Source organism: Ralstonia mojiangensis, assembly GCF_023955645.1.
Lineage (GTDB): Bacteria > Pseudomonadota > Gammaproteobacteria > Burkholderiales > Burkholderiaceae > Ralstonia > Ralstonia mojiangensis.
This window is the reverse complement of the sequence record NZ_JAMXHU010000003.1, coordinates 895,872-922,669: the sequence shown is the minus strand read 5'-3', so window position 1 is coordinate 922,669 and position 26,798 is coordinate 895,872. Positions and strand designations below refer to the sequence as shown.

Here is a 26,798-nt window from a genome sequence, read left to right as displayed (position 1 = left end):
TCCCCAAGCGCTCTGTTCGAACGGGTTTAAGGGAACGGGGCTGTTTCCAGCTTGTGGCTGAGAACAACCCCAATTCATATAGCGTCTCGATGGTGTCAACGCTGAAATGCAGGGGTATCTTTTGCTGCGCGCCACTGGCACGGGGCGGGCCAAATTGATTTGCTAAGGACTCACGCTTGTTATCGGCATCAAAGGGAATTTGTCCGGACAGCAGCAAGGCGTGGCCTCTTCACGGCCACAGATTTGAAAATGTCCGGTTCGCGGGCTTACGCCTCGAAGGGGTTCGACAAGCGGGGCCAATAGTTGAGATCGCGACGCCGATAGTTCAGATCGGCGAAGCTCGGTGTGACAGCCCCGGGCGCTGCGATATGGAAGATCGCCTTGGCGCGCGGGGCGAATTCGGCTTGAAAGTGCTGGGTTGATTTCACGACAACCAGCCGCTTGCTTTCAAAATCGATCCCCAGACCCGTGAACGCGTCAACGCCAACCACTTGGTTGCGTACCGAGGCCAGAACAATATCGACACCATTGGCGGCCTCGAGCCAAACGGCTCGCCCAAACGGAATGGTCAATCCCGAAATGCTCTGCGTATGTTGATCGGACAGCGCGCGCACGGTCACGCGCAGGTCCAACGGGTCTGCCGAGGCCACACCGCATTTGCCACCCAAGCGCAAATCGAAGGTTGCGCCCACGCCGGCGTCGTGACAGATCTGGATCGCACCGAGATCCCAGAAGCACCCGATGGCGACGTTTGCGATCTGTCGCTCGATGATCCGGCGCAGGATGACCGTGTTGTCTCCTGGCGCCCCGCCCCCCGGATTGTCGGCAACGTCGCCGATCACGACGGGGCCGCTGCCAACCTCCAGGGCGCGGTCCAGCCCAGTATCGACGTCGAGCCATGCAGGCCGCGTGGCTTCGCGCTGGGCCCAGAATTCGTGGCCAAGCTGCGTGGCCAGCGCCGTCGCATCGGCGAGGTTGTTGTCGGTCACCACCCAAAACTTTGCGCCAGCCTCCGGAACATCGCCCCATGGGAACCCATGCCCGAGCGACACGGACAACACGCCGTCCCGTCCTTCCAGCGATTTCATGCGTTGAACGAACGTAGCCATTGGCTCACTGGTGGTGTGCCAGGCCCCAACCATGCGGCAGTCGTACACACCTGTGGTGGGGCGGATCTTGCCTGCCGCGGTGTCGAGCAGCAGTTGATACGCTTCACGCAAACGATCGATGGGATCGGTGTGCGGATACTCCTTGTAGGCGATCAGGATGTCTGCCGAGCGCCGCATGCGCTCCGTGAAATGGCAGTGCGGATCGAGTGTGGCGGCAATCGGCACTTCGGGGCCGACAATGGCTCGCACCCGAGATAGCAGATCACCTTCACAGTCGTCGTATCCCTCGGCCACCATCGCGCCGTGCAGTACCAGGAGCACGCCGCCAAGTGGCTGCGCTGCTTCGATCTTGCCTAGGATCTCGTCCCGCAGCGATTCATAGACCGCGCGAATCGTCGGGCCTGATGGTTGCGCCTCTGCGCAAATGCCCTCGACGATCTCATGCCCGTCGCGTTCCGCAAGTCGCCGCACTTCCGCAAGGGCGAACCCCATGCCTTGCGGGGCTCGCAGGCTTGCGTCGCCATGAAAGATGCCCGATTCCTCAAAGCCGCCCCAGCCAGTGGGGCAGGGCGCGAACGTATTCGTTTCGGTCGCAAGCTGAGCAGTGAATAGTTTCATCGTGAATCCTACGAGAGGGCGTGGAGATCGAAACCTCACTGTAGGCACACGCTGTTGCTAGTTTGTGAGCACTCTGTATCGCGTTCGACACGAGAGTGCGGCCGCAGGCAACACGGCGGCTGGGCGGGCTACCGGCGCGGCAGTCTCACCGTCGCTACCAGTCCTCCGGCCGGATCGTTGCGCAGCTCAAGCGCTCCGTTATGCCGCTTGACGATGTCGCTCGCGATGGCCAGTCCGAGGCCCGTGCCGCCAGTGTCCTTGTTGCGCGAGCTCTCAAGCCGGTAGAACGGTTCAAGCACGCGTGACAACTGCGCCTCGGGGATACCCGGGCCACGATCGGCGACATCAATGCAGATGAACGAGGGTCCGTCAGTCAGATGAATATGCGCCTCCTCTCCGTATCGGATGGCGTTGGCCACCAGATTCGTCAGGCATCGCTTCAAACCAAGCGGTTGCGCCATCAGCGCGCGTATCTCGCCGCTGACGGTGACGCGCTGCCCGCGTTCGGCGGCATCTTCCGCAATCGCATCCACCAGCGCGTTGATATCAACCGGGCTGAAGGCTTCAACGACTTCCGCGTTCCGCAAGAACGACAACGTGGCGTCCAACAACTGCGTCATCTCGTCGATGTCGCTTTGGAGCCGGTCATTCAACTCCCGGTCTTCAAGCGTGCGAAGGCGTAGCCGCATGCGCGTCAATGGGGTGCGTAGATCGTGCGAGACGGCGGCTAGGAATTGATTTCGCTCACTCATCTGGCGCCGTATGGCCGCTTGCATCGAGTTGAAAACCTGTGCCGCCTGCCGCGCTTCGATCGGGCCGGCTTCCTGGATGGGCGAAGCGTCGATGTGGTTCGCCAATTCGGCAGCCCCTTGGGCCAGTGAACGAAACGGTGCCGCGAGCATGCGCGCGCCGATCCAGGACGAGATCAATAGCGGCACCAGTTGAATCAGCACGGCCAGAAATAGCTGTAGCGGAACGCTCATGCCCGGAGGCGCCTTGAACGCTGCGGCGCTGTAGAACCACCACAAGACGAGAGCTGCGCAGGCCTGTGTCATCAGCACCATGGCCAGCATCACGAATAGCAAACGATAGAACGCGGAATCAAATGATGGCTTGGGCATATGCGTCCTAGGTACGTCGAATACGAATAGAAATCAGCATAGGGGGATTATCGCGCGCGACTGTATCGACTTTGTTTGTATTCCATTTCAACGTTGAAACAATGAACGACGGGGACGATGTTGCACCTCTGCTTGTTTCAGGACCGATACAAAGTACACACGAAACAGAAATGCCATGCACTTACCGTTGGCGACGAGTTGCGAAGTGAAACGGTGCTTTGAACACCGCAATCAGAAAGCGGAAAACTCGGAGGAGACGACAGTGAAAATGAACAATCGAAGGGCGCGTAGAGTGGATGCGACCGCGTCTCAGTTTCGCCAGGGTGGGCGATATATGACGTGGTTTGCCGGCCCGGTACTTGGCTTGGCGTCCCTGTACGCGCACGCACAAACGGTGAAGCCTTCACAGGACATGGTGCAGGTTGCGGCGCCTGATGCAGCGTCGGATACGGCAACTGGAGCGAGGCCTGAAAGCGGGACGGCCCCGGCTGAGAAGAGGGCGCAGGGAGCCGAGACTTCCGTCTCGCAGGGTAAAGAAGGCGCCACCCTCAACACGGTGGTGGTGACGGCAACGCGCCGCCGGGAGCCCGCACGTGAAGTGCCGATGCAGATCAACGTGGTTTCGGCTGAAGAGTTGCAGAAAGGCGGCGCAAAGACCATGTCCGACTTCCTGTCGTCGGAACCCGGTGTTGACCTGAACACGGCGGGCGGCAGCGGCTCTGGGCAAATCAGCATGCGCGGCGTGACGACAGGTGAGCAGACCGGGCCGACCGTCGGCGTGTACGTCGACGACGTGGCATTTGGCGGCAGCACCGTGTTCTCCCAGGGTGCAACGTTCGCGCTCGACATGAGCCTGCTGGACCTCAATCACATCGAAATTCTGCGGGGTCCTCAAGGAACGCTGTACGGTGCGGGTGCGATGGGCGGATTGCTCAAGTACGTCACCAACGAGCCGGATTCCGGTGAATTTTCGGGCCGCGCGTCTGCAGGCCTTTCCGTCACCAAGCATGGCGGCGTGAACAACTCCGCCAACGCCGTGTTGAATCTTCCGTTGAAGACCGATGTGGCGGCGGCACGGATTTCGATGTTCAGCCAACACGACGCGGGCTATGTCGATGCTGTAGGGCCACAGGCCGGTTCACGTATTGACCGCGGCGATACCTATGGCGCGCGCGCGTCGTTTCTTCTGACGCCCACGAATCAGTTGACGCTGCGCCTGACCGCGTTGACGCAGAACATCAACCGCAATGCACCGAACTACGTTGCCTATGGCAAAAATGGGCAACCCGTGGACGGCGATCTGACAACGCGGCTCTTTACGACGGAGCCCTTTCATCAGAACGTCCAACTCTATTCCGCCGGGGTTGAGTACGAGTTCGGCTGGGCACGCGCGAATTCGATCACGTCATACCAGTCGATGCGATCGGATGCGCCGCAAGACTTGTCGGTGGTGTACGTTCCGCTGCTCAACGGCCTCGGCCTCAACGTGAGTTCCGTTGCCGCAAAGAACGTGGCGACGACGAACAAGTTCACGCAGGAATTTCGTCTGACCTCGCCAGGTAACCGGACGTTGGAATGGCTTGCGGGCGTGTTCTACACGCGCGAGCGCAGTGACGCGAGCCAAGGGCTCATTACAACGCTGCCCGACGGAACCGTCGGCCCCAATTTGACCGCGCTTGAGGCACCGAGCACCTACAGCGAATACGCGGCCTACGGGGATCTGACCTATCACCTGACCCCGCGCCTGTCGCTGACCGGCGGCCTCCGTGTGGCACACAACACGCAGGAGTACCAGCAGACCACGTTTGGCGCGCTCGCGGGGCCCACGCAGACCATTACCGCCCCCTCGTCGGATACCAGCAAGACGTACATGCTTACGGCGAACTATGCGCTGACGAAAGACAGCAACGTCTACCTGCGCGCTGCCAGCGGGTATCGCCCTGGTGGGCCGAATGCGCTGCTGGTTGATCCAGTCACGGGGCTGCCTTCGTCTGGGAATCCCACGTTCCGCCCCGACACGCTGTGGACCTACGAGGCCGGCTACAAGGCCGATCTTCTGGACAAGCGCATGTCGGTTGCGATGGCGGTGTACGACATCGAGTGGAAGAACATCCAGCAGTTCGGCGCGGTCAATGGCGTCAATCAAGTGCTCAATGCCGGTGATGCGAGGATTCGAGGGTTGGAGCTCTCCAGCGCGTTCCGTCCGAATCGCCACTGGAATCTTGGTCTGAGCGTGTCACTCATCGACGCGAAGCTGACCACGGGCAATGTCAACACGGGCACCAATGCGGGCGATCCGCTTCCAAACTCGGCACGGGTTGCCGCCACGCTATCGGCCAGCTACCTCTTCGCGGTGAACGGATATCCAGCCTACGCAGGTGTGAGTCAACGGTTTGTCGGCAGTCGCCATGCTGGCTTTGGAAGCAATACAGGCCGCCCAGACTATCCCCTGCCGGGCTATGCCATGACGGATCTGCAGGCAGGACTCGACTTCAAGAAGTTCAGCCTCGCTTTCTACGTTCGCAACCTGTTCGACCGCCGTGCATTGCTTGCGGCAGGTACGTCCCTGGTTCCGATGGGTGGACCTGCGCTGGTCAGCGTGGCACAGCCTCGCACGATCGGTGCAACGCTGACGGTTCCCTTCTAACGCACATCACTCGAAATGACACACGATCCAATGGATATCAGGAAGCAACTCGACGCGTTGCTGGAGCCGTACAACAAAGCGGACCAGCCGGGCCTCGCGGTCGGCGTCGCGTTGCGAGGGGATGCGCTTTACCGGCGCGGCTTCGGGCTGGCCAGCATTGAGCACGGCACCATCAACACGCCCGCAACGCGCATGCGGATCGGCTCGACGAGCAAGCACTTCACGTGTCTCGCGGCGCTGCTGCTGGCAGAAGAGGGCAAGCTGGATGTCGACGCGGGCATCCGCTCGTATATCCCGGAGTTGCCGGTGCTCGCGGGCGATCCCACGTTACGCCAGTTGATGACGCACACCGGCGGCTACCGCTGTTACCTCGACCTGTGGGTGTTGACGCAGGGCGTGGTGACCATGCCTCGGGGCGCGGCCTTGGCGACGGAGGTCCGCCAACGCGACGTCAATTTCCGCCCTGGGGAGCGGATGATTTACTGCAACGGCGGCTACCACCTGCTGTCGCTTGCCATTGAGCGCGTCAGCGGCATGCCGTTCGAGAGCTTCCTGTCGGAGCGCATCTTCCGTGTGATGGGCATGGTCGATACCGAGGCCGTCGCCGACGACATGCAGATTCGGCCGCGCATGGCCACCCAGCACGTACCGGACGGAACGGGTGGCTTTATTCGCGGCTTGTTCCCTTCGTGGGAAGTGCGGGGTGAAGGCGGCATCGTGTCCACCATCGATGACATGCTGCGCTGGACGGCCCATCTGCGCGCGCCCGACAAGCTCGGCACCCAGGACGTGTGGCGGCAGATGCTGACCAAACCGCGCTATTCCAGTGGTGCCGAAGGTGTGTACGCGCTTGGGTTGATGCGCACACCGCATCGGAATGTTGAGTTGCTCCACCATGCCGGCGGCGTGTTCGGTGGGTCATGCCAGATGTTGACCGTGGCGGCGCATGCGCTTGACGTGGTGATTCTTACCAACGGTGCGCCGGTGGACCCGATTGCACTCGCAACGCAGATTGTCGACGTTGTTCTGGGCGACGAGGTACTCGGCGCATCGCGCGCCGAGCCACTGACCACCCGCGGCAATGAAACGCTGCTGGGCCGATACTTCTCGAGCGCCGATCGAGCGTACTGTGAGGTTGTCGATCGGGATGGGCACCTTGCTGCCGTCATACATAACCAGAAGCACCTGGCGCTACCGTTAATTGAGACATCGGACGGTTTGCGCATCGAGGACGGTACGGGTGGCGCGCTGATGATTCGGCCCGGCGAGACGTCGGCCGGCCGCGTGACGGCCATCGAGTTCATCGACTGCGGCCATGCATCGCTACTGGAACGGCTGCCAGATGAGGCGCCACCTGTCTCCGATGCCTTCGCGGGCATGGAGGGCGCTTACTTCAGCGGTGATGCAGCAGGGCATGCTGGACTGACGCTCTCGGACGGCTCCGTATCGATGCGGCTGGAGGGCCCCATGGGTGGTGTCAACTACCGGCTTGTCCCCGTTAGCGAAGACGTCTTCACGTTTGAACCGGCGGACGCGCAAGGTTTCTCCGCCGGTGTGCTGACCGTCGATCGTGTGAACGGGCGCGCTTCCCGTTTCTGGCTGGATACCTCGCGCACACGTGGCCTCGCTTTCTCGCGGGAGATATGAGAACAGGCGGAGCGGCAACGGTGCCGCTCCGCTTTTTTTTTACGTCAACCGCTGTGTCTCAGAGGCAGGGCTCCGGATATCGTGGCCGGTTGCCAACTGCCCGCATGAATGTGACACGTCGGCTCCGTTGGGTATCAATGCGGAAGCCGGGCGTCACCTGCTGGGATGGGTCTCGCGATAGCGTAACGATGCCATCGATGAAAGCCAGTGGGGCGATGGGATCCATGCCAAAGACGTGATCGGCGATAGGCGTCAGTCGATAATCACACCCTCCAGCTGAGCCTTGCATACGGAGTATCAAAGTACTGTGGTCGGCCGGATCGGGTTCGATGACGGCGCGGGCGTTGGCATCGTGGCTCTCGTAGATGCCACACACCTCAGCGGCGATCTCGGCCGTCATCGGGGGCGCTTCAGCAACGCGTTCGAATGTCTCGGCATGGCCGCAATGGGCGATCCGGAGATGGTCGATGTCATCGGGCGCGTTGTGCATTCCCCAGTGCACGGAGAAGGTTCCGTCAGAGCCGGCTTCAATGGCGACATCGTTGGTGGGGCTTCCTTCGATGGGGTAAAGCGGCAGGGGCTTCCCCGCGCAGAGCCAACCACCCAGCGCCAATGCGCCGTCGTGGTCCTGCAGTGCATACACCGCATTGCTCTCCAATGAGCGATAGCAGCCAACCCGCGCAGCATGTGCCGACGCACGCGCTGGTATCGGCGGCCCGTCGCCGCTCAAGACAGTGGCGAGCACGATATCGACGATGCGATGGGCGAGATCGATTGGGGTGCCGACCGCGCCGTTGCTGAGGAGCACCACATCCAGCCCGTGTGTGGCGGAGAACAGCATATGGCTGGTGCCCCCGACGACACCGCCCGAATGATGGGTGAGCTCGACGCCGCGATAGATGGTTTGCTTGAGGCCCAGGGCGTAGTTGCTGCGCTGTCCGCTGGAAAACACGGGCATCTCCAACATCTGCGCCCCGGTCGCATCCGTGCCGATGATCTTTTCGCCATGCATGTGCGCAGTCCATCGCAGCATGTCATCGACCGTCGAAACGATGCCGCCTTCACCCAGGATCTCTCTTGAGGGAAAGATGCCGCGCAGATACCCGCCTTCGCCATCCGGCACATGAAAGCTGGCGATGCCCGGCACCACGGCCATGTCGTTGTCGATGGAGGCCGTCTGGTGCATGCCCATCGGAGTAAAGATCCTCGCATTCAGGAATGCATCAAACGGCATGCCGCTGGCGCGCTCAATGGCGAGCGACAACAAGTGATAGCCCCCGTTCGAATACATCATGCGTTCGCCTGGGCGGAAATTCTCGTCGCGCTGGCGGATCTGTGCGGCGAGCGTTGCGCCACGCGGCGGGATGGCCAAGCCTTGCGTCAGCAAGGCCAGATCGAGCGCGCATCGTTGCCCGCCGCGGTGGGACATCAATTGACGCAGTGTCGGCGCACCGCCGGCACGCGAGAGCTCAGGAATATAGGTTCCGATGCCGGCGTCCGCAGCGAGAAGGCCCTCCTCGCAGAGCAGCAGTGCAGCCAGGCAGGTGAAGTGCTTGCTGACTGAGCCGATGCGCAGGCGCGTGGCGGTCGTCAGCGCGCGCGCGTGCTCAAGATTCGCCATGCCGAATGCCTTGCGGTAGAGCAGTTCACCATGCTGAGCGATACCGACAACCACGCCCGGACCATCGCTGCACGCGTAGGGGCGAAACAGCGCCGATAGCGCCTCGTACATGCATTCTCTCGATGGGCTTGTCATGGGGTTGTATCGTCGTCAATGCGAGTGAACAGCAAATTGCGCGTGCGCCAGGTGTCGAGCCGGAAACACGAGATGTTCCCGCCGCTGTCGCGTGAGAGGCGCATTGCGCCATACGCCATGCTGCTGGGGGCGTGCGGCGTGAAGGCAAGCATGTCGTTCGATTTTGGGTCGAGACGGTAGTGAGCGGCGCCGTGCCTGCCTTGGACAGACATTGCCAGAGCATTGCTTTCCTGCTTGATGATCGCAAGCGCATCGGCATCCAGGCTGAGGTAACGCCCGACCAATCCGTTGGCCGCGTCGGCTGCATGAAGCGCCGCATTGGCGAGGCGGTCCAGCGTCTGGCTTTGCCCGCACTGCGTCATGTCGAGACGCCTTCCGTCGCTGTGGAGTTTTAGATAAAGCGCACCCTCGGGGCCTTCATCCAGTGCCAGTGTCCTCGGCCGGTTGGGCACCAACTTGAGGGGCAGCGGGTGAATGACCAGGTTGTGGTGAATGAGATGCAGCGTGCCATCGCGGTCGACAATTTCGCAGTAGGCGCCCGTTTCGCATGAGTGGTACGTCCCCAGCCACGCAGGATATTCAACGGACGTTGCGGGGCGACTTTCCACTGTGGTGAGATGCGCCTCAAGCATGATGTCGATCACGCGCTTGGATAACGCGATCGGATCGATCGTGTCCGCGTTTGTCATGATCACGATGTCGAGGGCGTGCTCAGGCACCGTCAACATCTGGCAGGCACCGCCGATCGATCCACCGGAGTGGTGCAGCATCGAGACGCCGCGATAGCGTGTCTGCATGAGGCCGAGCGAGTAAGTGCCGATCTCTCCGTCGAAAAAGCGGACCGGGGTCAGCATTTCACGCCACGTGGCAGCGGAGCCAATGCGCTTCTCGCTGCGCAGGTGTGCGATCCAGCCCAGCATGTCATCCGCCGTCGATACGATGGCACCCTCGCCCAGGCAGCGCCATCCTGGCAGTAGCCCGCGCTCCCAGCCGCTCGTGGCGTCCCGTACATGCAATGTCGCCATGCCAGGCAGGATCTGCATATCGTGGGGCGCCGCAATGGTGTCGATCATGCCCATCGGACCAAAGAGGTGTTCCGCCAGAAACGCCTCGAACGACATGCCGCTGATGCGTTCAATCACGATCGACAGCATCTGATAGCCGCCGTTGGTGTACATGGCGCGCTCGCCCGCAGGGAAGTTGTGCTCGGACTGCCGTGCCTGCATCGCCAATGCAGCACCGGCGGGAACCATGCTCAATCCCTGTGTGAGCATGAAGAGATCAAGAAAGCACCGCTCCCCCCCGGAATGGTTCATGAACTGGCGAAGCGTGGGGTCGCTGTTCCGCGCGGGAAGCTCTGGGAGGTAGCGGCGCGCCGGCACATCAATGTCGAGCTTGCCGGCCTCGACGAGCAGCATGGCGGCCAAGCAAGCGAAATGCTTGGTGACGGACCCGATGCGCATGCGGGTGCATGGCGTATTGGCGACGCTGTGCTCCAAGCTGGCCATGCCAAAGCCACGGCGATAGCGCAGCGCGGCACCGTGCGTAATACCCACGACCAGGCCCGGTGTGTCACTACGCTGATACGGTGCAAAGAGGGCGTCGAGTCTCGCGGCTAGTGAAGAATTCATTGGCTTCGCGGTGGACGTTACGGGAGCATGGCATTGGTAACGGCGGACCCCCAGGCGTCGTCCGGGCACAACAAGAGGCCGTCCGAGTACTGGGCGCCAACCGCACGATCCCTGTTGAGAAACAACGGGCCATCGAGGTCGATGCGATCGCACAATTGTCCTAAGAGGAAGGCGGGTGCGATGGCCAATGACGTGCCCGGCATGCATCCAACCATGATGGAGAGGCCTGCAGACCGTGCGGTGGCGGCGAGTTCAAGCGCGCGTGTGAGTCCCCCGCACTTGTCGAGCTTGATGTTGACGATGTCGTATCGACGAACGACGCTGGGCAGGTCCTTAACATCCTGGAACGATTCATCGGCGGCCAGGGGTATCGGATAGTCCAACGTATCGAGGCAGGCGTCAGCACCGATGGCGAACGGCTGCTCCAGCATGTCGATGCCGACTTGCTGCAACACCGGAAGCATCGTATCGAGGTGAGCGCGCGACCAGCCTTGGTTGGCATCGACTGAGAGCGACACGTCAGGTCGCGCCTCACGAATCGACAACAGGCGGCTGGCATCGCGCACACTGCCATCGAGTTTGATCTTGAGCGCTCGGGCTTGGCGCAGGCTACGCGCCTTGCTCGCCATCGCCTGTGGGGTATCGACACCGATAGTCATCGTGGTCAGCAGGGGGCGCGGTGGCGGAAGCTGCGCGACGCGCCAGACCGGCAACGCTTCACGTTTCGATTCCAATGCCCAAAGCGCTGCGTCTACCGCATTGCGTGCGCCGCCCGATGGCAGCAGCGTCAGCAACTGCGCGCGGGTGATGCCTCGTTCGATAGAAGGCCGTACCGCTTCGATCTGCGCCGCGATCGATTCGGGCGTCTCGCCAAGATAGAAGACGCCGGCCGCTTCACCGACACCTTCATGGTGCGCGTCAGCGATTGTCACGACGACCACACGTGCAGCATCGACGAGATATCCGGTAATTCTGAAAGGCGCGGCCAGCGGCCAGTACTCGATTCGAATCGAGAGAGAACTGCGATCCATGGTGTTCGTTTGGTGATGGGAGGGTGTTATGCGTAGCGCTCAATCGCTTCGCGTACGCCTTTACCGGCGGCGCGCATCAGTACGCAAGCTGAAGAGAAGCCAACCAGGGCGACGCCAATGATCGCTACGAGGAGACCGTGGTTGACCGCCTGCAAGCGATCCGACATCACGCCGATGAAGACCGGGCTACCGGCTTGAACGACGATGGTGGTTAGCACGCCGATGGCGGCCACGCGCGAGCGCAGGTGCGCGGGGCAAATGCTTTGCATGATTGCGGGAAACAGCACCATGCCGGCAACAATGCAAGCGAATTGCAGTCCAAAGAGGCTGTAGACGAATGTCACCGAAGTGGCCGTCAGGTAGCCGACGGAAGTGAGCGCCGCGGCAAGCGCGCCCCACTCGCACACACGCAGCGGAGCCAACACGCCGAAGCGAGGGCTGAGGCGGCGAGCGATCAGCCAGCCCAGAACGCAGCCAATGACGCTGCCGATCGTGGCCGCGGCCCCCAACCCACCGCCAGCCGCAGCCGGCGCCGCGCCAAAACTCCGGACGGCAACGATGGGCATCCAGGTGGTAATGCCCGTGAAAGCCATGTTGACCAAGGCAATCGCGCCGAAGAATTTCGCCATCATGGCCCGTTCACGCGTGAAGTAGACGCGTGCGGTCAAGGGTGATGTGGCGACATGCTCGGTGGCGCGTATGTTCGTGCTGCGCTCGCCGTGCTTAGGGCGGATCATGGCGACCAGAATGACTAGAAGCGGCGCGGGGATGGCAACGGCAAAGAAGGCCAGGCGCCATGGCGAGAAGCCGGCCAACGCACCGGGTAGCGTGCCGTGCATCGTCGTGACGCCTTGCAACAGCGCGCCTCCCAGGGCCATGCCCGCACCGGCGCCGAGCAGGTTGACCAGCGCGAACACCGAGTTGGCGAGCACGCGCTGTCGTGCGGGAAACAGGTCGGGAATCATGCCGTAGATGATGGGCATCAATCCAGCCTCTCCGATGCCCAATCCGATCGAGGCGATGAAGAGTTGCCAGAAGCCGGTGGTGAGCCCGCAGGTGGCAGTCGCTGCGCTCCAGACCAGGATGCACACCGCCAGCACGAGGCGACGGTCGACGCGGTCTGCGATCCATCCGATGGGTAGCGCCGCCGCGCCCGCAAAGAGCGCGAGGCCGGCGCCTTGCAGCAGGCCGATCTGCAAGTCGGAGAGACCGAAGTCCTGCCGGATCGGTTCTGTAAGGAGAACAAGTATCTGCCGGTCGATATTGGCAAAGAACGCGACGATCACGAGTACCGCAAGGCCGAACCAGGCAAGCGCACCAGCGGACGCTTCCCTTGGGGCGGAGATCCCCATGGCGGGGGAAGGTAAGTCGAGTTTCGAGTCGAACATGGCGGAGCCGACAATTGAGGAGGAGGCGAGAGAGTGACCGAACGAACGGGCGGCCGCGCGGGGCCGCTTACGGCATGAACTGCTCGTTGCCGACCAGCCCGATGCGCTTCACACCCAGCCGCTGGGCGGACGCCATGACCATGGCAACGGCGCGATACGGCGCCGCCCTGTCAGGACGCAGGTGCAACTCAGTTGGCGCGGGGTCTGCGCTGACTGCCTCAAGCCGGGTTTCCAGCTGCGCACGGGAAGCCACCGGTTCGCCATTCCAGGCGAGCGAGCCATCGGGTGCGACGTCAATCTGGACGATGGTCGGCGGTGCCTGCTGAGGCTGCGCTGGCGCATCGGTCGGCATGTCCAGCTTCACCGCATGCGTTTGGATGGGGATCGTGAGGATGAGCATGATGAGCAGCACGAGCATCACGTCGATCAAAGGGGTGGTGTTGATCTCGACCATGACCTCGGCCTCATCGCCGTTGCCGCCATGCATCGTCATTGCCATGACGGGCCTCCTTTTGGTGTGAATGGGTTATTGGCGCGGCGGTGCTTCGGTAATGAAATCCACTTTCGCGATACCGGCGCGTTGACAGGCGAGGACGACACGCCCGATGGCGGCGTAACGTGCATCCAGGTCGCCACGGATGTGCACTTCCGGCTGCGGCTTTTGCACGGCCACCGTCTTGAGCCTGTCGACCAGCGTTTGGGTGTCCGGCACATGACCTTCATTCCAGAACACGTCGCCGTCCTTCGTGACCGCGAGGATCACGTTCTGGGGAGTGGTTTGAAGCGGATGGACGGCTTCTTTGGGAAGCGTGACGGGCACGGTGTGCGAGACCACCGGAATGGTGATCAGGAAGATGATCAGCAGCACCAGCATCACGTCCACCAATGGCGTCGTGTTGATGGTGGACATCACCTCATCGTGCTCGTCACTGCTGCCAGTTCCGACGGACATGGCCATGGCTCACCCCACGCGAGCAATCGCCATGGACCGCGTTGCGGCGGCAGCGGCAGCGGTGGTCTTGCCTGTGAAGAGAACGGTATGCAGCTCGGCGGAGAAGCCGCGCACACGCTCCATCACCGCCTTGTTGCGCCGTACCAGCCAGTTGTAGCCGAGCACAGCCGGCACGGCCACGGCCAGGCCGATAGCGGTCATGATCAATGCTTCGCCCACGGGGCCGGCAACTTTGTCGATCGATGCCTGGCCGGCAATGCCGATGGCCGTCAGCGCGTGATAGATGCCCCACACCGTGCCGAACAGCCCGACGAATGGCGCGGTTGACCCGACGGTACCCAGGAAAGAGAGGCCGTCCTGCAGGCGATTGGAAACGGTGTTGGTCGCGCGCTCAACAGCGGTGGTAACCCACGTGTCCAGGCTGATCTGTTCGAGCATCGCGCCATCGTGGTGGTCCCATGCTGACAGCCCGGCCTGTGCAATGAAGCGGAAGGGGCAGTCCTCGTTGAGCGCGCGTGCGCCGTCTGCGAGCGTGGGTGCAGTCCAGAAGACCTCTTCGGCAGTTTTTGCCCGGCGGAGCACACGGGCCTGTTCAAGCAGCTTCGCAACGATGATGTACCAGCTGCCCATCGACATCACGATGAGGATCAGCAGTGTGCCGCGAGCAATCAGATCGCCGCCTTTCCAAAGCGCCTCGAGGCCGTATGGATTCGTTACCGCATCGGTGGCGGCATGCGCAGCGCTGGTTGCCAGCGTCAGAGCGACGGCGGCGGCAGCTGGGTAGAAGCGTTTGAACATATTTGTCTCCTGGAACGTGTTGAAACAACGTGATGGCATTGGCTGTCGCTTGCAGCCTCAATCGAGCTTGAAAGAGAAAGGCACCTGCACCCGCACCTCCTGGCCTTGCGCGATGCAGTGGAATTGGCGCACGGCGTTCTCGGCCGCGCGATCCAACACAGGTGCGGCGGACGTGGTGACACGCAGGTCTTTCACGTTGCCGTCGGTGCCCACCGTGAACGCCACGACAACATCGCCCGTGAGGCCGTCGTTGATCGCTTCACGTGGATAGCGGATGCCTGCACGCACCTGCGTCGAGTTCGGGCACACAACGCCCACACTTGCGGCAACTGGCGCGGGTGCCGGCGCCGGCGCTGGAGGCGCGATCGGTGCAGACGGCGTTGGTGTGGCCGATTGGGCGGTGATGGTGTCTTGTGGCGGTGGTGTGGCGGTATGCACTTCCGGCGGCGGCACAAACGGGGGTGGCGCAACGTGCTTCGGCCGCGGCGGGGGCTCCGCCAGCTTCTTGGGAGGCGGTGGGGGCGGGGGCGGAGGCTTGATCTCTTCAAGCAGACGCGTTTCGATCGGCGTCGTGATGATCTTCACGACGTTCGTTGCGATACCGCTCAGCAGCGCGTACAGGATCACCACATGCAATGCGATCACGAATGCAATGCCAGCCATTCGACGAGCGTGCGGTTTGGGTTGGGCGTAGTTCATATGCCACGTGTCTCCTGCCTTGATAGGTCTTGTTGAGGAGCACGTTAAAGCCTGGGCATTTCCACTTCATCTCGACTTTGTATCGAGGTTGATACGAAGCGGAATGCGCGGGAAGCAGCTGGAGAGCGTGGCGCGATGGCGCGTGTAAAGCGCACATCTCGTTGCGCCACCGGCGCGCCCCGAATGTTGCGGGACGCTTGACCGTGGATGTATGCGCAACAGCACCCACGTCGATTATTTCAAGACTGAAATAATCCGTACAAAAAAGCCCCTATATTGGCGCCTCATAATTCCATGGGAGCGAGCGTGGCACGCTGCCGCTACGACACCGGAGAGGGGGAGACACCGTGACCAAATCTATTCATGTTCTCGCTGTCGACGACGACGCGCAGATCAGGGGCTTGCTGTGTGATTGCCTGGCCGATTTCGGCATGGTCACCACGCAAGCCGCCAACGGTGCCGATATGCATCGTGCGCTTGCCAATGGCACAGCCGATATTGTCGTCCTGGATCTGATGCTGCCTGATGGCGATGGACTCGATCTATGTCGCGAAATTCGTGCGAAGTCGGATATCCCGATCATCATCTTGACGGCACGCGGCGAGATGACGGACAGGATCGTAGGGCTTGAACTGGGCGCGGACGACTACGTCGTCAAGCCGTTCGAGCCTCGTGAGCTGGTGGCGCGTATCCAGACCATCCTGCGCCGCACGCGCGCCCAACTGCATGCGCATGCCGATACCCAGGAAGAGTGCCGATTCGCAAACTGGCGTCTGAACCTCATTGGCCGCCATTTGATCGCTGCCGACAATACGGTCATCCCACTGTCGAACGCCGAGTTCCGCCTGCTCAATGCATTTCTTGCAGCCCCAGGGCGCGTACTAAGTCGCGAATACTTGATGGATGCCGCACGCGGCAAGTCAACCGATGCATTTGACCGCAGCATCGACGTGCAGATATCGCGCTTGCGTCACAAGTTGCGAGAGGACATCAAGGAACCCAAGCTCATTCGTACGATTCGAGGGGAAGGCTACATGCTTGATACCAAGCAGCATTGAGCGTGGGTAGCAGTACTGCAGAACGGGATAGTTCTCGCCATCGAATCCAGGGAAGTCCACAAGCGCCGCCGATTGCCAGGGCAATGCCAGTGGAGAAAAGCGCGGGGACGCCGGTCAGCGCAACCGCCGAAACGGCTAGCGAGCTCCAGATTAGAAGCGCAAGGATTGCGAGTAACTCAGGCACGTACTTTCTCTTTCTTGAGTGCCTGTATAGGCACAGTCCACTGGGCAGCCGCACAACTACGATTGCGCGTTCTCAGAGTAGAGAAAGGCGCCTGCGGAGACTTCGCTGCGACGATTGGAACGCCGAGCAGCGCTTTCCTATGAAAACTAGCTGTGAATGGGGCGCCCGCGGCGATCAAGCCGCTGTTTCAGAGCAGCGGCGAGGTGTTCTCGCCCCAGCGAAGACAAATACTCCCGTGTCTTCTCACCTTTCCACGAGTCCCGCGGGGCTCATCCGTGCATATTTTCTTGTGATTCTTGGTGCTCGTTTTCCGGGCTGGAGCGGGAGGTTCCCGCCTCTCTCGGCGAGAGTAGGACCCCATTCGTTGTCCAGACTCACAGGGGTGGCGTCAGCTAAATCACTGAGGGGAAAGGTATTTTTGAGAAATGAGGTTAGTGAGGAGCCCCAGGAGTTCAGAGTTGAGCGAACAAAGTTCAGCGTTGAGTGAATCTCGACAACTGTCGAGATTCACTCAACGCTGAACCAGCAGGTCAGGATTTATGGACGTTTCCGACGGAAGTGCTCGGCCAACTTTGAACTCTTGGTTCGCTTAACTTTGAACTATCCGCGTTTTGGTTCACGTAACTCTGAACTTTCCGGAGGCGCCGCACACCGACCCCTTCGAGCGAGTCTAGCTTCGGGATTTTTCAGGTAGCCCTTCATCACGATGTTGCCGCGGAGTAAGAGTTCGCCTTGGGTTCTGCCATCCCGCGGCACAGGCTCACAAGTGACAGGATCGGCAACGCGAAGAGCCGATCGCAACGCTTGTTGCATAGCGCATAACTGCCAATCGGTGCATCGGCTCAGAGATTGGCACCCATTGATGCTGCAAAAAAAAATGGGCGTCGATTTGCATCGACGCCCAAAACCAAGCGCTCACAGAGAGAAGAGCGCTCAGAGACACAACGATTGTTCAAGCGATGGCTACCATCTCGTCGGAACTTCGAGATGAGCAAACGTAAAACCGCCGTAGCTTCCGGTCCATACAGAAGCCCTGTCGCTGACGGGTGAATCGGGAGGCCACACGCGGAGTTGATGTCCCCCTGCCTGAGCTAATGCCCGTTAAAGGGCTTCATGTCGGAGGCTGGAAGGTGTCCAGGAGCCAATCTCCTCTATGCCATCTGCAGTACAACTTTCCCCTTTGCTCGGCCGTTTTCAAGATAGGCAAGTGCTTCCTTTGCTTGACTGAATGGAAACACCTTGTCGATCACCGGGTGAATAGCTCCAGCATCGATAAGTTCCGCGATTTCTGAAAGCTGGAGGCCATCGGGGCGAACAAATAAGAATGAGTAATTTATATCGCTTTTCTTTGCTTTTCTAATTATGCTTCCACTAAGCAAGCCGAATACAATTTTCATGAGGAAGTTCATTCCTCTGGCCCGAGCGAACGCGGCATCCGGCGGGCCGATTAGCGAGACGACGTTGCTGTTGGGTTTCAATATCCGAAGGGATTTTTCAATTCCATCTCCCCTGACTGTGCCAAGGACGATGTCATATCCTTTCAGAACTGTTTCAAATTCTTGTTTTTTATAATCGATGACTTCATCAGCTCCGAGGTCGCGAACCAGCCGCACATTGCCCGTACTGGTGGTCGTTCCAACCTTCGCTCCCAGGTGTTTGGCCAGTTGAATGGCGAATGTGCCAATGCCTCCGGAACCGGCCGGGATAAATACCTTTTGTCCGCGCTTGAGACGTGCACGCTCTTTGAGCGCTTGCCAAGATGTGAGCCCGACCATCGGAACCGAGGCCGCTTCAACGAAGTCAAGGCTCGTCGGCTTCATCGCGGCCGCACGCTCTGGAAGGACAGCAAATTCGGCGAAGGTTCCGATATTGAGGTCGAAAGTACTCGCGAAAACTGCATCACCTGGCTTGAAGCGCGTCACGCGATTCCCGACCTCAACCACCACACCAGCAACATCGCTACCCATCGTTGTCGGCAGCCTAAACTTCAGGATTGGCTTGAACATTCCTTTCGGAATCATGTAATCAATGGGGTTCACGCCTGCAGCGTGAACCTTAACGAGGATCTCGTCCGGTTTTATCTCGGGCTGAGGAATGTCGGAAAAATCTAGCTGATCGACTTTTCCGTATCGTTTTAAGATTAGTGCTTTCATAATTATTCCCTGAATATTTTTGTCGATATCTTGGGTGGGTGCTAAATCCAGTCCAGGAAAGGCGGCGCCGCCACCCACGACGAATTTCGATCCACTGCTTACGCAAGAGCGGCTTCGTCGCTCTGGTTATGGCTTGTTCGTATCGCCAACGCGCGAGGTTGCCGTATCAGAGGTCGGCCCAAGGCTGAAGAACGACCTTCCCGGTGGTCCGTCGCCCCTCCATAAGCTGATGAGCGAATGGCGCCTGTGAGAGCGGTAATACTGTTCCTACCTGAAGCTTGAGTTTTCCTGTAACGATGAATCCCATAATTTCATTCAGCGTTGACTGGACTAGGTCGGGGAACGCCAAGTAGGCACCGATATAGAACCCGGTCACGGTGCGGTTCGGCACGGTGAGCTGCCAAGGATCGATCTGGGTGCTTTGTCCACTGGACTGTCCGAGAAAAACCATCCGGCCGAATGGTGCAAGGGTGTCAAGCGCTTGGCCGACCACGTCACCTCCAGCCATTTCCAGCACGACGTCTACGCCGCGACCGCCCGTCAGTTGTCGCACCTTGTCAGCCCAGCCGGGCGTGGTGTAGTCGACCGACGCATCGGCTCCGAGACGTTCAGCAATAGCTCGCTTTTCCGGCGTGCTGGCTGCGGCGATGACTTTGCTGGCGCCGTATAGCTTTGCAAGTTGTACGGCGAACGATCCAACGCCGCCGGCAGCCGCTTCAATCAAGACGCTTTCGCCCGCCTTCAGTTGTGCAGCCTTCCGCAGCGATAGCGCGGCGGTCAGGCCGTGACCCACTAGTGCTGCCGCTTGGACGGAATCGATGCCAGGAGGCAGTGGCATGACAAGCGCCGCCGGAACACAAATGTATTGCGCGTATCCCCCTGCGCCTGGGGTCGCAAGGACTGGTGTCCCGACGACTACCGAAGTGACTCCATTTCCAACGGCGACTACAGTACCTGCGACTTCCGCTCCCAATGTGAAGGGCGTAGGGGACGGATCCGGATAGTCGTCCCCACGCCGTCGCATGACGTCCGCGAAGTTCATTCCAACCGCTTCGATCCGGATTAGAACTTCGCCATCGTTTGGTGTTGGGTCAGGGACGTCCTCGTAGGTGAGAACTTCAGGGCCGCCTGTGTTGTGAAAACGTACAGCTTTCATTTGCTGCTCTCCGAATCAGAGGTGTTAGTAGCGCTATGCGCTCTGCTGTAAAAGGTTGTCGCTCTGGTCGGCATCCGCCGTCCTTTGCAAACGAGGGCAAGGCGATCGAATCGCTGCACCAATTTCGCTACGCTTCTTACGAAGCGATGCTCCGCCGATGGACTTGCCTGCGTCATTGACTGCAATTGCCGAGTGGTTGCGGTTCGGTAGTCGATGATGTTTCTACGTTTCTATCCCTGTCGTCGAGGATCGCAAAGCTCTTCGCAGTGTTTTGCCAACCGCTGACTTCGGCAGCTCAGAAACAAACTCAACAAACTTCGGTTGCTTGTACGCTGCCAAGCGAGCACGACAGTGTTCGCGGATCTGCTCTTCAGTCAGCTCCGCATGCGGCTCCTTGACGACAAACAAGTGCACCGCTTCGCCTGTCTTGCCGTCGGGAACACCAACGCTGGCTGACTCCAGAACGCCGGGACAGGAAGCGACCGCGGCCTCGATTTCGTTGGGAAACACATTGAAACCGGAGACGAGCACCATGTCCTTTCGGCGGTCGACGATCTTGATGAATCCGTTTGCATCGCATATGGCAATGTCACCGGTGCGTAGAAAACCGTCAGCCCAGAAGGACGTGGCATTGTCTTCTTCACGGCGCCAGTAACCGCGCATGACTTGAGGGCCGCGCACACAGAGTTCTCCTGGCTCCCCGATCCCGACTTCATGTCCGTCATCGTCGCGCAATGACACATCGGTCGACGGCAATGGAATGCCAACGGTCTCCGAGAAGTCCTCAAGATGCAGAGGGTTCAGGGTGACGATTGGGGAGGTTTCCGACATGCCGAACCCCTCCTTGATGTGCTGTCCAGTGAGCGAGTGCCACTTGTCCGAAGTCCCTTTTAGAATTGCACTTCCCCCTCCAAGAGCCAGGCGAAGGGAAGAGAAGTCCATTTGATGGATTCGGGGATGTGCCATCAGGTTGGCGAACAAAGTATTGACGCCCGTGACGATGGAGAAGCGATGCCTCTCAAAAGTCGCGACGAGTGAATCGATATCGCGTGGATTGGCTACGAGTACATTCTTTGCGCCTGCCGAAAAGAAGCTCAGGCAGTTCACCATCAGCGCAAAGATGTGATACAGCGGTAACGCAGTGATCACCAGATCGCGGCCTTCCCCGAAAATGCGCGGCGCGAAGGACTTGAACTGCAGGATGTTGGCGATGAGGTTGCCGTGCGAGAGAGCAGCTCCCTTGGGGACACCCGTCGTGCCGCCGGTGTACTGAAGATAGATCAGATCATCGTGATTCAGGTCGACCGGCTCGAAGACGAGTCCAGCGCCTGCATCGAGTGCGTCAGAGAACCACGTAAATTTGGTCAGCTCCCGCGGCAATGGGCTGCGTGGAGAGGGGCTGTCTCCAAGGTCGCCGGCCTCGGCAACGACGACATGTCGGATCGATACGGACTCCATCGCTTCCACCAGTGTGTTTGTCGCTCCGGAAAAAACGATGACAGTGTCGACGTCCGCATCCACCAGTTGATGTGCAAGCTCATGTGCCGTGTAGAGGGGATTGACGTTCACCTGCACTGCGCCCGCGCGGATGATGCCGAACATGGCCACCGGGAAGGCCAAGATATTCGGGGACATCAACGCGACGCGATCCCCCTTCTTGATTCCAAGCTCGCCCTGCAAGTAGGCCGCGAACTGCCGAGACAGACGATCGACGTCCCGATAGGCCAGTTCGCCACCGAGCGCGACAAAGGCCGGAAGGTGCGCGTATTGCTCCACCGCCTCCTGAATGAGCTGTGCGACTGAACGGTAGCGGCGATGGTCGATCTCGGACGGAATGTCGCTTCCATAGATCTTGTGCCAAATTCTTTCCATGCTGTCCTCGCTGTGACTACCGGTGGGAGTTGCCATGCGTTGCGGCCGGCAGTTGCTTTTCATTGGCACGACATGCCCGCCATGATGTCCGTATGATGATTGTCATATTTCTGAGCAAAGGAGTGCCGCAGAAGTAGCGGCATTAATGGTCAGTTGCTGCGTGTGGGGCCCAGTTGACTTAGCGCGGCATCACGCAGGGCCTCGGAAAGCTTGGGGTCGTCGACGGCACGTGCGAGCGTTAATGTGCCGACCATCATGGCGACGATAACGAGGGCTTGCTCATGCGCGCCAGGTTGCCCCCAGTTGGGTAATTGGCGCGTTACGAGGTCAATCATCTCCTTGATCCGCCGCGTGGCGGCTCGCCGAACTTCGGCTGTTTGTCGGGGCATTTCCGAGACAAGCGCCGCAGTACCACAACCGGTTTCCATGCCCTCCAAGTGCTCTTGGGAAAGATACGCTTGGGCCATCGCCCGAAGTGTTTCTTCGGGTGGAGTAGTGGCAGCAACGTGCTCCATCATCGCCACGCTTTCCGACCCTGCACGGTCAGCCGCTTCGGCAAGCATCGCCTCACGAGACTCGAAATGCGCGTAGAAGCCGCCGTGCGTTAGTCCTGCGGCTTTCATGATATCGGCCACACTAGTGCCGTTGTAACCGCTGCGCCGAATTGCACGCGCGGCGGCTTCCACGATCCGTTCGTGTGTGATTTCCTTTGGGCTTTGGGTGATTCTTTTCATATGATGGTTAGCATATTCCAACGAGCCCCGAAGTGCAAGTTGAGGTTTCGTTCCGCCACAACATTCGGAGAGGGCTGATCGGCAAGCTCCGCCGTCCCAGGAACGTCACATGCGGCGCACCGGGGAAGCGCCCACCAATATGAGCGGCGCTAGGAGTGTCAGCTACGGTGTGAAGTCTCCGGCCGTTATCGTGGTCGACCGGCGACATCTTCTAAATTTTCCTTGACCATTCATGACGCTCATCATATGATGGTCCTCATATTTGTGAGTCAGTGATTAATGAACCGCTGCCGAAGCCGACGCAAGGAAGAGACACATCAGCGCATCCTCGATGCAGCTGCGCGAGTTATTCGCAGCCGAGGCTACGAGGGGTTCGGAGTTGCTGAGGTGATGAATCAGGCCGGGCTGACGCACGGCGGTTTCTACGCGCACTTCAAGTCGCGAGACGCACTCTTTGTGGAAGCGCTCGAGCGTGCCAGTCGCGACATCGCCGTTGAGGCCGCGCTTGTAACTCGGCAATGGGCTGGCCCGGAGATTAGCGGGTTTCGCTGCCTAGTCGAGGTTTATTTGGCGGATCGGTTTTTGAGCTCACTGGATGGCGGTTGCCCCGTTGCCGCGCTCGCGACGGAGATGCCACGGCAATCGGGATCCGTGCGGCAGGCCTCAGTTGTGCATGTGCAGCAGCTTATTTCGGCGGTGCGCTCCACGCTTGCAGCATCGCATCGTGAGGCAGCAAGTATGGTGGCTGGATCGCTCATCGGTGCATTGCAACTAGCGCGCACGTTGGGGGATAACCCCAAAGGACGTGCACTTTTGGCGGCGGCTCGAGACTCATTGATTCAGCTCTACGACACGCCGACACAGGCACGCTCGGCTCCTCGGTAGGGCGCCAGCGCTTCGCAATTTTTTCGGGGCGCGCCAAAATATGATGAGCATCATAATTTTGGCTGCGCCAGCGACTTTGGAGGCGGACTTGAAGATTGGGAACGCAGTGGTGAGCAGATGACCTTCTTGTCGATGTCCAGACCACGCGTCTCTGGCGAAGTCTAGTCGTGATCAGTCCATGTACTGCCCCTCGGTCTCGTATCGTCCCGCGTTGAACACGGGACCAGCCGTTTTCGCAAACTTGGTGGCAATCGAATCTGGATCTGGATTGCTGCCGGTGTCGGTCAGGAAGGAGCCTGGCCGTCGCAGCGCCGTCTGACCTTAGCTGCGAGTTCGGCTCGTCTAGTCGGAACTAATAAACCATAAATTGGAGACAAATCATGAATTTCAGGAGCCCCGGAGCACGCTCTGGTCGCGCCGCAAGCCTGAGCTCAAGGTGCAGGCTATGAGCATTTCCTATGACTTCGACTACATCGTGATTGGCTCCGGCTTCGGTGGCAGCGTGTCTGCCTGCCGCCTAACCGAAAAGGGCTATTCAGTGGGTGTTATGGAGATGGGAAAGCGTTGGGAGGCCAAAGACTTTCCCAAGAGCAACTGGGACGCACGACGGTGGATGTGGTTGCCGGGCATGAAAATGCACGGCTTCTACAACATGCGGTTGTTTCGCCACGTCATGGTCTTAAGCGGCAAAGCGGTTGGCGGGGGATCTATTACCTATGCCAACGCGCTGCTAATTCCCCCTGACAAAGTTTGGGATGAAGGTTCCTGGGCCGACTTGCAAGACTGGAAAAACATCATGCCACGGTACTACGCCATGGCGGAGCGGATGTTGGGCGTGACCGAAAACAAGCTTTTGGGCGAGGCCGACCTGCGACTCAAGAAAATGGCCGAGCTTCACGGTGTAGCCAACACCTTTCACAGCGGCCGCGTCGCAACGTTCTTCGCGCCAAATGGAGAGCTCGGCGGCAAAACCTATCCTGATCCGTATTTTGATGGCGATGGTCCCGAGCGGGGGACTTGCGTTGGATGCGGCGGTTGCATGGTGGGTTGCAAGCACAACGCCAAGAACACGCTCGACAAGAATTATCTCTATTTCGCGGAAAAGCGCGGTGCTCAAGTCTTTGCCGAAACCAAGGTGGTGGACGTGCGCCCGCTCAACGGAAAGGAAGACGGCAGCGAAGGCTACGAGATTTTTACCGAGCGCTCCACCGCTTGGTTTAACAGGCAGCAGCGCAGCTTCCGCTGCCGGGGTGTGGTGTTCGCGGCCTCCTCGTTGGGCACGATGGAACTGTTGTTTCGTCTGAAACAACGAGGCTCCTTGCCGCGCATTAGCGACGACCTCGGCAAGCGCGTGCGTACCAATGCCGAATCGCTCGTCGGCGTGCGCTTTCCAGCAAAGGACAAGAGCATGTCACATGGCGTAGCAGGTGGTGCAGGCGTCTACATCGACGAGCGAACGCACATAGGGGCAGTGCGTTATCCGGAAGGCTCGGACGCCACTGGCCTCATGATGACCTTGTTGTGCGGCGGACGTGCAGGATGGACGCGAATTTTCGCGTGGCTGTGGACTCTTGCGAAACATCCTGTTCAAGCGTTCCGCGTGCATAACCCCATAGGGTTCGCTCGACAAACCGTCCTGTTTGTAGTGATGCAGACAGTTGATGCGTTCATCGACATGCAGTTCAAGCGCCGCTGGTATTGGCCATTCGCCAAGCAGTTATCTACTAGCGGTAACCCGATTCCCACCTTTATCCCCGAGGCAAATGCGTTTGTTGAAAAGGGGGCAAAGGCACTCGGCGGCATCCCTACGGCGTTCCTAACCGAGATTCTGTTCAACATTCCCACGACAGCCCATTGCATGGGTGGCTGCGCAATGGCGAATTCTCCGGAGCGCGGTGTGATGAATGCTCAAAACCGCGTCTTTGGTTATCAAAACATGTTGATCTGTGATGGCTCGATGCTGAGCGCCAATCTCGGCGTGAACCCGAGTTTGACCATCACCGCGCTGACCGAACACGCAATGTCCCACGTTGCACCGAAAACACCTGCAGCCCGCACCTTCTCGAGTACTCCTCATGTCCAGCCAGTCCACATCTAACGCCAGTCTGTTGAACCAGCCCTTACGCTTGCCTAATGGCAGCATCGTTCGTAACCGTCTCGCCAAATCTTCTATGAGCGAAACGCTGGGAACGTACGACAACCATGCCACGCCCAAGCTCGTCGAGTTGTATCGACGTTGGGCTGCATCGGGCCTTGGTCTACTTCTGACAGGTAACGTGATGATCGATCGCCGAGCGCTCGGCGAACCCGGCAACGTAGTCATCGAAGATGAATCCGACCTGCTCATCCTGCAGCAATGGGCCCGCGCGGCTACCGATCAGGGTGCGGCTGTCTGGGTGCAACTGAACCATCCCGGAAAGCAGTCGCCCAAGGGGCTGAACGCAAGCAATCTATCGCCCTCGGCTATCCCATTCCGTGAAGACATGGCAGCGTTTTTTGAAACGCCGCGAGAAGCCACAACCACGGAAATCGACGACATCATCAAGCGTTTCGGGCGCAGTGCTGCCATCTGCAAGAAGGCGGGCTTCAGCGGCGTGCAGATTCATGGCGCCCATGGATACCTCATTAGTCAGTTCTTGTCCCCTCATCACAACCATCGCACTGACGAATGGGGTGGCACTCCCGAGAAACGTCGCCGTTTTGTAATGGCCGTCTACTCGGAGATCCGTAGCCAAGTCGGCGCAGATTTCCCGGTTGGGATCAAACTCAATTCAGCAGACTTTCAACGGGGCGGCTTCACCGAAGAGGAGTCGATGGCAACTATCCGCGCGCTCGTAGAGGCTGGGATTGACTTGATCGAGATCTCCGGTGGCACTTATGAGGCGCCAGCCATGAGCGGTGCCTTCCAAAAGCCGCAAAAAGCTTCGACGGCGGCACGCGAAGCGTACTTCTTGGAGTTTGCAGAAAAGGTCAGAGCTGAGGTCCAAGTGCCGCTGATGGTGACCGGGGGCTTTCGCACGGCCGAGGGCATGAACGCCGCGCTCAGTTCAGGCGTACTCGACATCGTTGGCGTCGCTCGCTTATTGGCGATTGATCCTGATGCGCCGGCTGCTTTGCTAAACGGACGCGACAGCTCGCAGCGCGTGCGGCCCATCAAGACGGGCATCAAGCCGGTGGATCGCATGGGAATTATGGAGGTCCTTTGGTATACGCGCCAACTGAAGCGTATCGCGGAGGGGGGTAACCCTCGCCCGAACGAAAGTGCCTTAATAGCATTTCTCAAAAGTTTGGTGAATAGCAGCTGGGGAAACTACCGCACCAAGCGCATGAGAGCTTGATTGCCGCCCCTTTTCCTTTTG

20 protein-coding genes and 1 pseudogene are annotated in these 26,798 nt (G+C 59.8%); 6 read left to right on the top strand and 15 right to left on the bottom strand.

Annotated elements, in window-relative coordinates; all coding sequences use genetic code 11:
• Positions 1-266 precede the first annotated feature (266 nt).
• Both NG898_RS16480 and NG898_RS16475 read right to left on the bottom strand, forming a co-directional pair.
• Positions 267-1,727 (bottom strand): M81 family metallopeptidase, encoded by a 1,461-nt coding sequence (locus tag NG898_RS16480; RefSeq protein WP_252693406.1) that lies wholly within the window; start codon positions 1,725-1,727, stop codon positions 267-269.
• Positions 1,728-1,855: 128 nt separating this feature from the next.
• Positions 1,856-2,848, bottom strand: a complete 993-nt coding sequence (locus tag NG898_RS16475; RefSeq protein ID WP_252693405.1) for an ATP-binding protein — start codon at positions 2,846-2,848, stop codon at positions 1,856-1,858.
• A 187-nt stretch (positions 2,849-3,035) separates the two neighbouring features.
• Here NG898_RS16475 and NG898_RS16470 point away from each other — a divergent pair, with 187 nt between their 5' ends.
• Both NG898_RS16470 and NG898_RS16465 read left to right on the top strand, forming a co-directional pair.
• Entirely contained in the window at positions 3,036-5,495 is a 2,460-nt protein-coding gene (locus NG898_RS16470) for a TonB-dependent receptor (protein WP_252693404.1), read from the top strand.
• A gap of 30 nt (positions 5,496-5,525) precedes the next feature.
• Positions 5,526-7,142, top strand: coding sequence for a serine hydrolase domain-containing protein (locus tag NG898_RS16465; RefSeq protein ID WP_252693403.1), 1,617 nt, complete (start codon positions 5,526-5,528; stop codon positions 7,140-7,142).
• 58 nt (positions 7,143-7,200) lie between these two features.
• Here NG898_RS16465 and NG898_RS16460 read toward each other — a convergent pair whose 3' ends face one another.
• The 8 genes from NG898_RS16460 to NG898_RS16425 form a co-directional block, all read right to left on the bottom strand.
• Positions 7,201-8,874: a serine hydrolase domain-containing protein gene (locus tag NG898_RS16460; protein ID WP_252693402.1), complete on the bottom strand. Its 1,674-nt coding sequence runs from the start codon at positions 8,872-8,874 to the stop codon at positions 7,201-7,203.
• Between the two features lie 20 nt (positions 8,875-8,894).
• Positions 8,895-10,529: a serine hydrolase domain-containing protein gene (locus NG898_RS16455; protein WP_252693401.1), complete on the bottom strand. Its 1,635-nt coding sequence runs from the start codon at positions 10,527-10,529 to the stop codon at positions 8,895-8,897.
• A 17-nt stretch (positions 10,530-10,546) separates the two neighbouring features.
• Positions 10,547-11,560 (bottom strand): dipeptide epimerase, encoded by a 1,014-nt coding sequence (locus NG898_RS16450; protein WP_252693400.1) that lies wholly within the window; start codon positions 11,558-11,560, stop codon positions 10,547-10,549.
• A 26-nt stretch (positions 11,561-11,586) separates the two neighbouring features.
• Complete coding sequence (locus NG898_RS16445; protein ID WP_252693399.1) at positions 11,587-12,948, bottom strand: MFS transporter; 1,362 nt, start codon at positions 12,946-12,948, stop codon at positions 11,587-11,589.
• 67 nt (positions 12,949-13,015) lie between these two features.
• The gene (locus tag NG898_RS16440) at positions 13,016-13,447 is read right to left on the bottom strand and encodes an ExbD/TolR family protein (RefSeq protein ID WP_252693398.1); all 432 of its coding nucleotides are present in this window, start codon (positions 13,445-13,447) and stop codon (positions 13,016-13,018) included.
• Positions 13,448-13,474: 27 nt separating this feature from the next.
• Positions 13,475-13,906, bottom strand: coding sequence for an ExbD/TolR family protein (locus NG898_RS16435; RefSeq protein ID WP_045203595.1), 432 nt, complete (start codon positions 13,904-13,906; stop codon positions 13,475-13,477).
• A 3-nt stretch (positions 13,907-13,909) separates the two neighbouring features.
• Positions 13,910-14,698 carry a MotA/TolQ/ExbB proton channel family protein gene (locus tag NG898_RS26110; protein ID WP_282562199.1) on the bottom strand — a complete coding sequence of 263 codons (789 nt, stop codon included), beginning with the start codon at positions 14,696-14,698 and terminating at the stop codon, positions 13,910-13,912.
• Positions 14,699-14,755: 57 nt separating this feature from the next.
• Positions 14,756-15,397: an energy transducer TonB gene (locus NG898_RS16425; RefSeq protein ID WP_252693397.1), complete on the bottom strand. Its 642-nt coding sequence runs from the start codon at positions 15,395-15,397 to the stop codon at positions 14,756-14,758.
• Positions 15,398-15,744: 347 nt separating this feature from the next.
• Here NG898_RS16425 and NG898_RS16420 point away from each other — a divergent pair, with 347 nt between their 5' ends.
• Positions 15,745-16,455: a response regulator gene (locus tag NG898_RS16420; RefSeq protein WP_252693396.1), complete on the top strand. Its 711-nt coding sequence runs from the start codon at positions 15,745-15,747 to the stop codon at positions 16,453-16,455.
• Positions 16,456-17,790: 1,335 nt separating this feature from the next.
• Here NG898_RS16420 and NG898_RS16410 read toward each other — a convergent pair.
• The 5 genes and pseudogenes from NG898_RS16410 to NG898_RS16390 form a co-directional block, all read right to left on the bottom strand.
• On the bottom strand, positions 17,791-18,792 hold the full coding sequence (locus tag NG898_RS16410) for an NADP-dependent oxidoreductase (protein ID WP_252693470.1): 1,002 nt from the start codon (positions 18,790-18,792) through the stop codon (positions 17,791-17,793).
• A 166-nt stretch (positions 18,793-18,958) separates the two neighbouring features.
• On the bottom strand, positions 18,959-19,630 hold the full coding sequence (locus NG898_RS16405; RefSeq protein ID WP_232040199.1) for a quinone oxidoreductase family protein: 672 nt from the start codon (positions 19,628-19,630) through the stop codon (positions 18,959-18,961).
• A pseudogene (locus tag NG898_RS26105) lies at positions 19,631-19,948 on the bottom strand (quinone oxidoreductase family protein); the annotation flags it as partial.
• A gap of 222 nt (positions 19,949-20,170) precedes the next feature.
• A complete protein-coding gene (locus NG898_RS16395) occupies positions 20,171-21,856 on the bottom strand; it encodes an AMP-binding protein (protein ID WP_252693395.1) in 1,686 nt (561 codons plus the stop codon).
• 113 nt (positions 21,857-21,969) lie between these two features.
• Entirely contained in the window at positions 21,970-22,554 is a 585-nt protein-coding gene (locus tag NG898_RS16390; protein WP_111395597.1) for a TetR/AcrR family transcriptional regulator, read from the bottom strand.
• Positions 22,555-22,833: 279 nt separating this feature from the next.
• Here NG898_RS16390 and NG898_RS16385 point away from each other — a divergent pair, with 279 nt between their 5' ends.
• The 3 genes from NG898_RS16385 to NG898_RS16375 all read left to right on the top strand — a co-directional run bounded on the left by NG898_RS16385 (position 22,834) and on the right by NG898_RS16375 (position 26,777).
• Positions 22,834-23,439, top strand: a complete 606-nt coding sequence (locus NG898_RS16385) for a TetR/AcrR family transcriptional regulator (protein WP_111395596.1) — start codon at positions 22,834-22,836, stop codon at positions 23,437-23,439.
• A gap of 445 nt (positions 23,440-23,884) precedes the next feature.
• Positions 23,885-25,537: a GMC family oxidoreductase gene (locus NG898_RS16380; RefSeq protein WP_252693394.1), complete on the top strand. Its 1,653-nt coding sequence runs from the start codon at positions 23,885-23,887 to the stop codon at positions 25,535-25,537.
• Complete coding sequence (locus tag NG898_RS16375; RefSeq protein ID WP_252693393.1) at positions 25,515-26,777, top strand: NADH:flavin oxidoreductase/NADH oxidase family protein; 1,263 nt, start codon at positions 25,515-25,517, stop codon at positions 26,775-26,777. The genes NG898_RS16380 and NG898_RS16375 overlap by 23 nt, the downstream gene beginning before the upstream one ends.
• Positions 26,778-26,798 lie beyond the last annotated feature (21 nt).

Excerpts from the sequence above, each read along its gene's own strand:
- NG898_RS16480 (WP_252693406.1), bottom strand. The coding sequence starts at position 1,727 with ATGAAACTATTCACTGCTCAGCTTGCGACCGAAACGAATACGTTCGCG.
- NG898_RS16475 (WP_252693405.1), bottom strand. The coding sequence starts at position 2,848 with ATGCCCAAGCCATCATTTGATTCCGCGTTCTATCGTTTGCTATTCGTG.
- NG898_RS16465 (WP_252693403.1), top strand. The coding sequence starts at position 5,526 with ATGGATATCAGGAAGCAACTCGACGCGTTGCTGGAGCCGTACAACAAA.
- NG898_RS16460 (WP_252693402.1), bottom strand. The coding sequence starts at position 8,874 with ATGTACGAGGCGCTATCGGCGCTGTTTCGCCCCTACGCGTGCAGCGAT.
- NG898_RS16455 (WP_252693401.1), bottom strand. The coding sequence starts at position 10,529 with ATGAATTCTTCACTAGCCGCGAGACTCGACGCCCTCTTTGCACCGTAT.
- NG898_RS16450 (WP_252693400.1), bottom strand. The coding sequence starts at position 11,560 with ATGGATCGCAGTTCTCTCTCGATTCGAATCGAGTACTGGCCGCTGGCC.
- NG898_RS16445 (WP_252693399.1), bottom strand. The coding sequence starts at position 12,948 with ATGTTCGACTCGAAACTCGACTTACCTTCCCCCGCCATGGGGATCTCC.
- NG898_RS16440 (WP_252693398.1), bottom strand. The coding sequence starts at position 13,447 with ATGGCAATGACGATGCATGGCGGCAACGGCGATGAGGCCGAGGTCATG.
- NG898_RS16435 (WP_045203595.1), bottom strand. The coding sequence starts at position 13,906 with ATGGCCATGTCCGTCGGAACTGGCAGCAGTGACGAGCACGATGAGGTG.
- NG898_RS26110 (WP_282562199.1), bottom strand. The coding sequence starts at position 14,698 with ATGTTCAAACGCTTCTACCCAGCTGCCGCCGCCGTCGCTCTGACGCTG.
- NG898_RS16425 (WP_252693397.1), bottom strand. The coding sequence starts at position 15,397 with ATGAACTACGCCCAACCCAAACCGCACGCTCGTCGAATGGCTGGCATT.
- NG898_RS16410 (WP_252693470.1), bottom strand. The coding sequence starts at position 18,792 with ATGAAAGCACTAATCTTAAAACGATACGGAAAAGTCGATCAGCTAGAT.
- NG898_RS16405 (WP_232040199.1), bottom strand. The coding sequence starts at position 19,630 with ATGCCACTGCCTCCTGGCATCGATTCCGTCCAAGCGGCAGCACTAGTG.
- NG898_RS16395 (WP_252693395.1), bottom strand. The coding sequence starts at position 21,856 with ATGGCAACTCCCACCGGTAGTCACAGCGAGGACAGCATGGAAAGAATT.
- NG898_RS16390 (WP_111395597.1), bottom strand. The coding sequence starts at position 22,554 with ATGAAAAGAATCACCCAAAGCCCAAAGGAAATCACACACGAACGGATC.
- NG898_RS16385 (WP_111395596.1), top strand. The coding sequence starts at position 22,834 with ATGAACCGCTGCCGAAGCCGACGCAAGGAAGAGACACATCAGCGCATC.
- NG898_RS16380 (WP_252693394.1), top strand. The coding sequence starts at position 23,885 with ATGAGCATTTCCTATGACTTCGACTACATCGTGATTGGCTCCGGCTTC.
- NG898_RS16375 (WP_252693393.1), top strand. The coding sequence starts at position 25,515 with ATGTCCAGCCAGTCCACATCTAACGCCAGTCTGTTGAACCAGCCCTTA.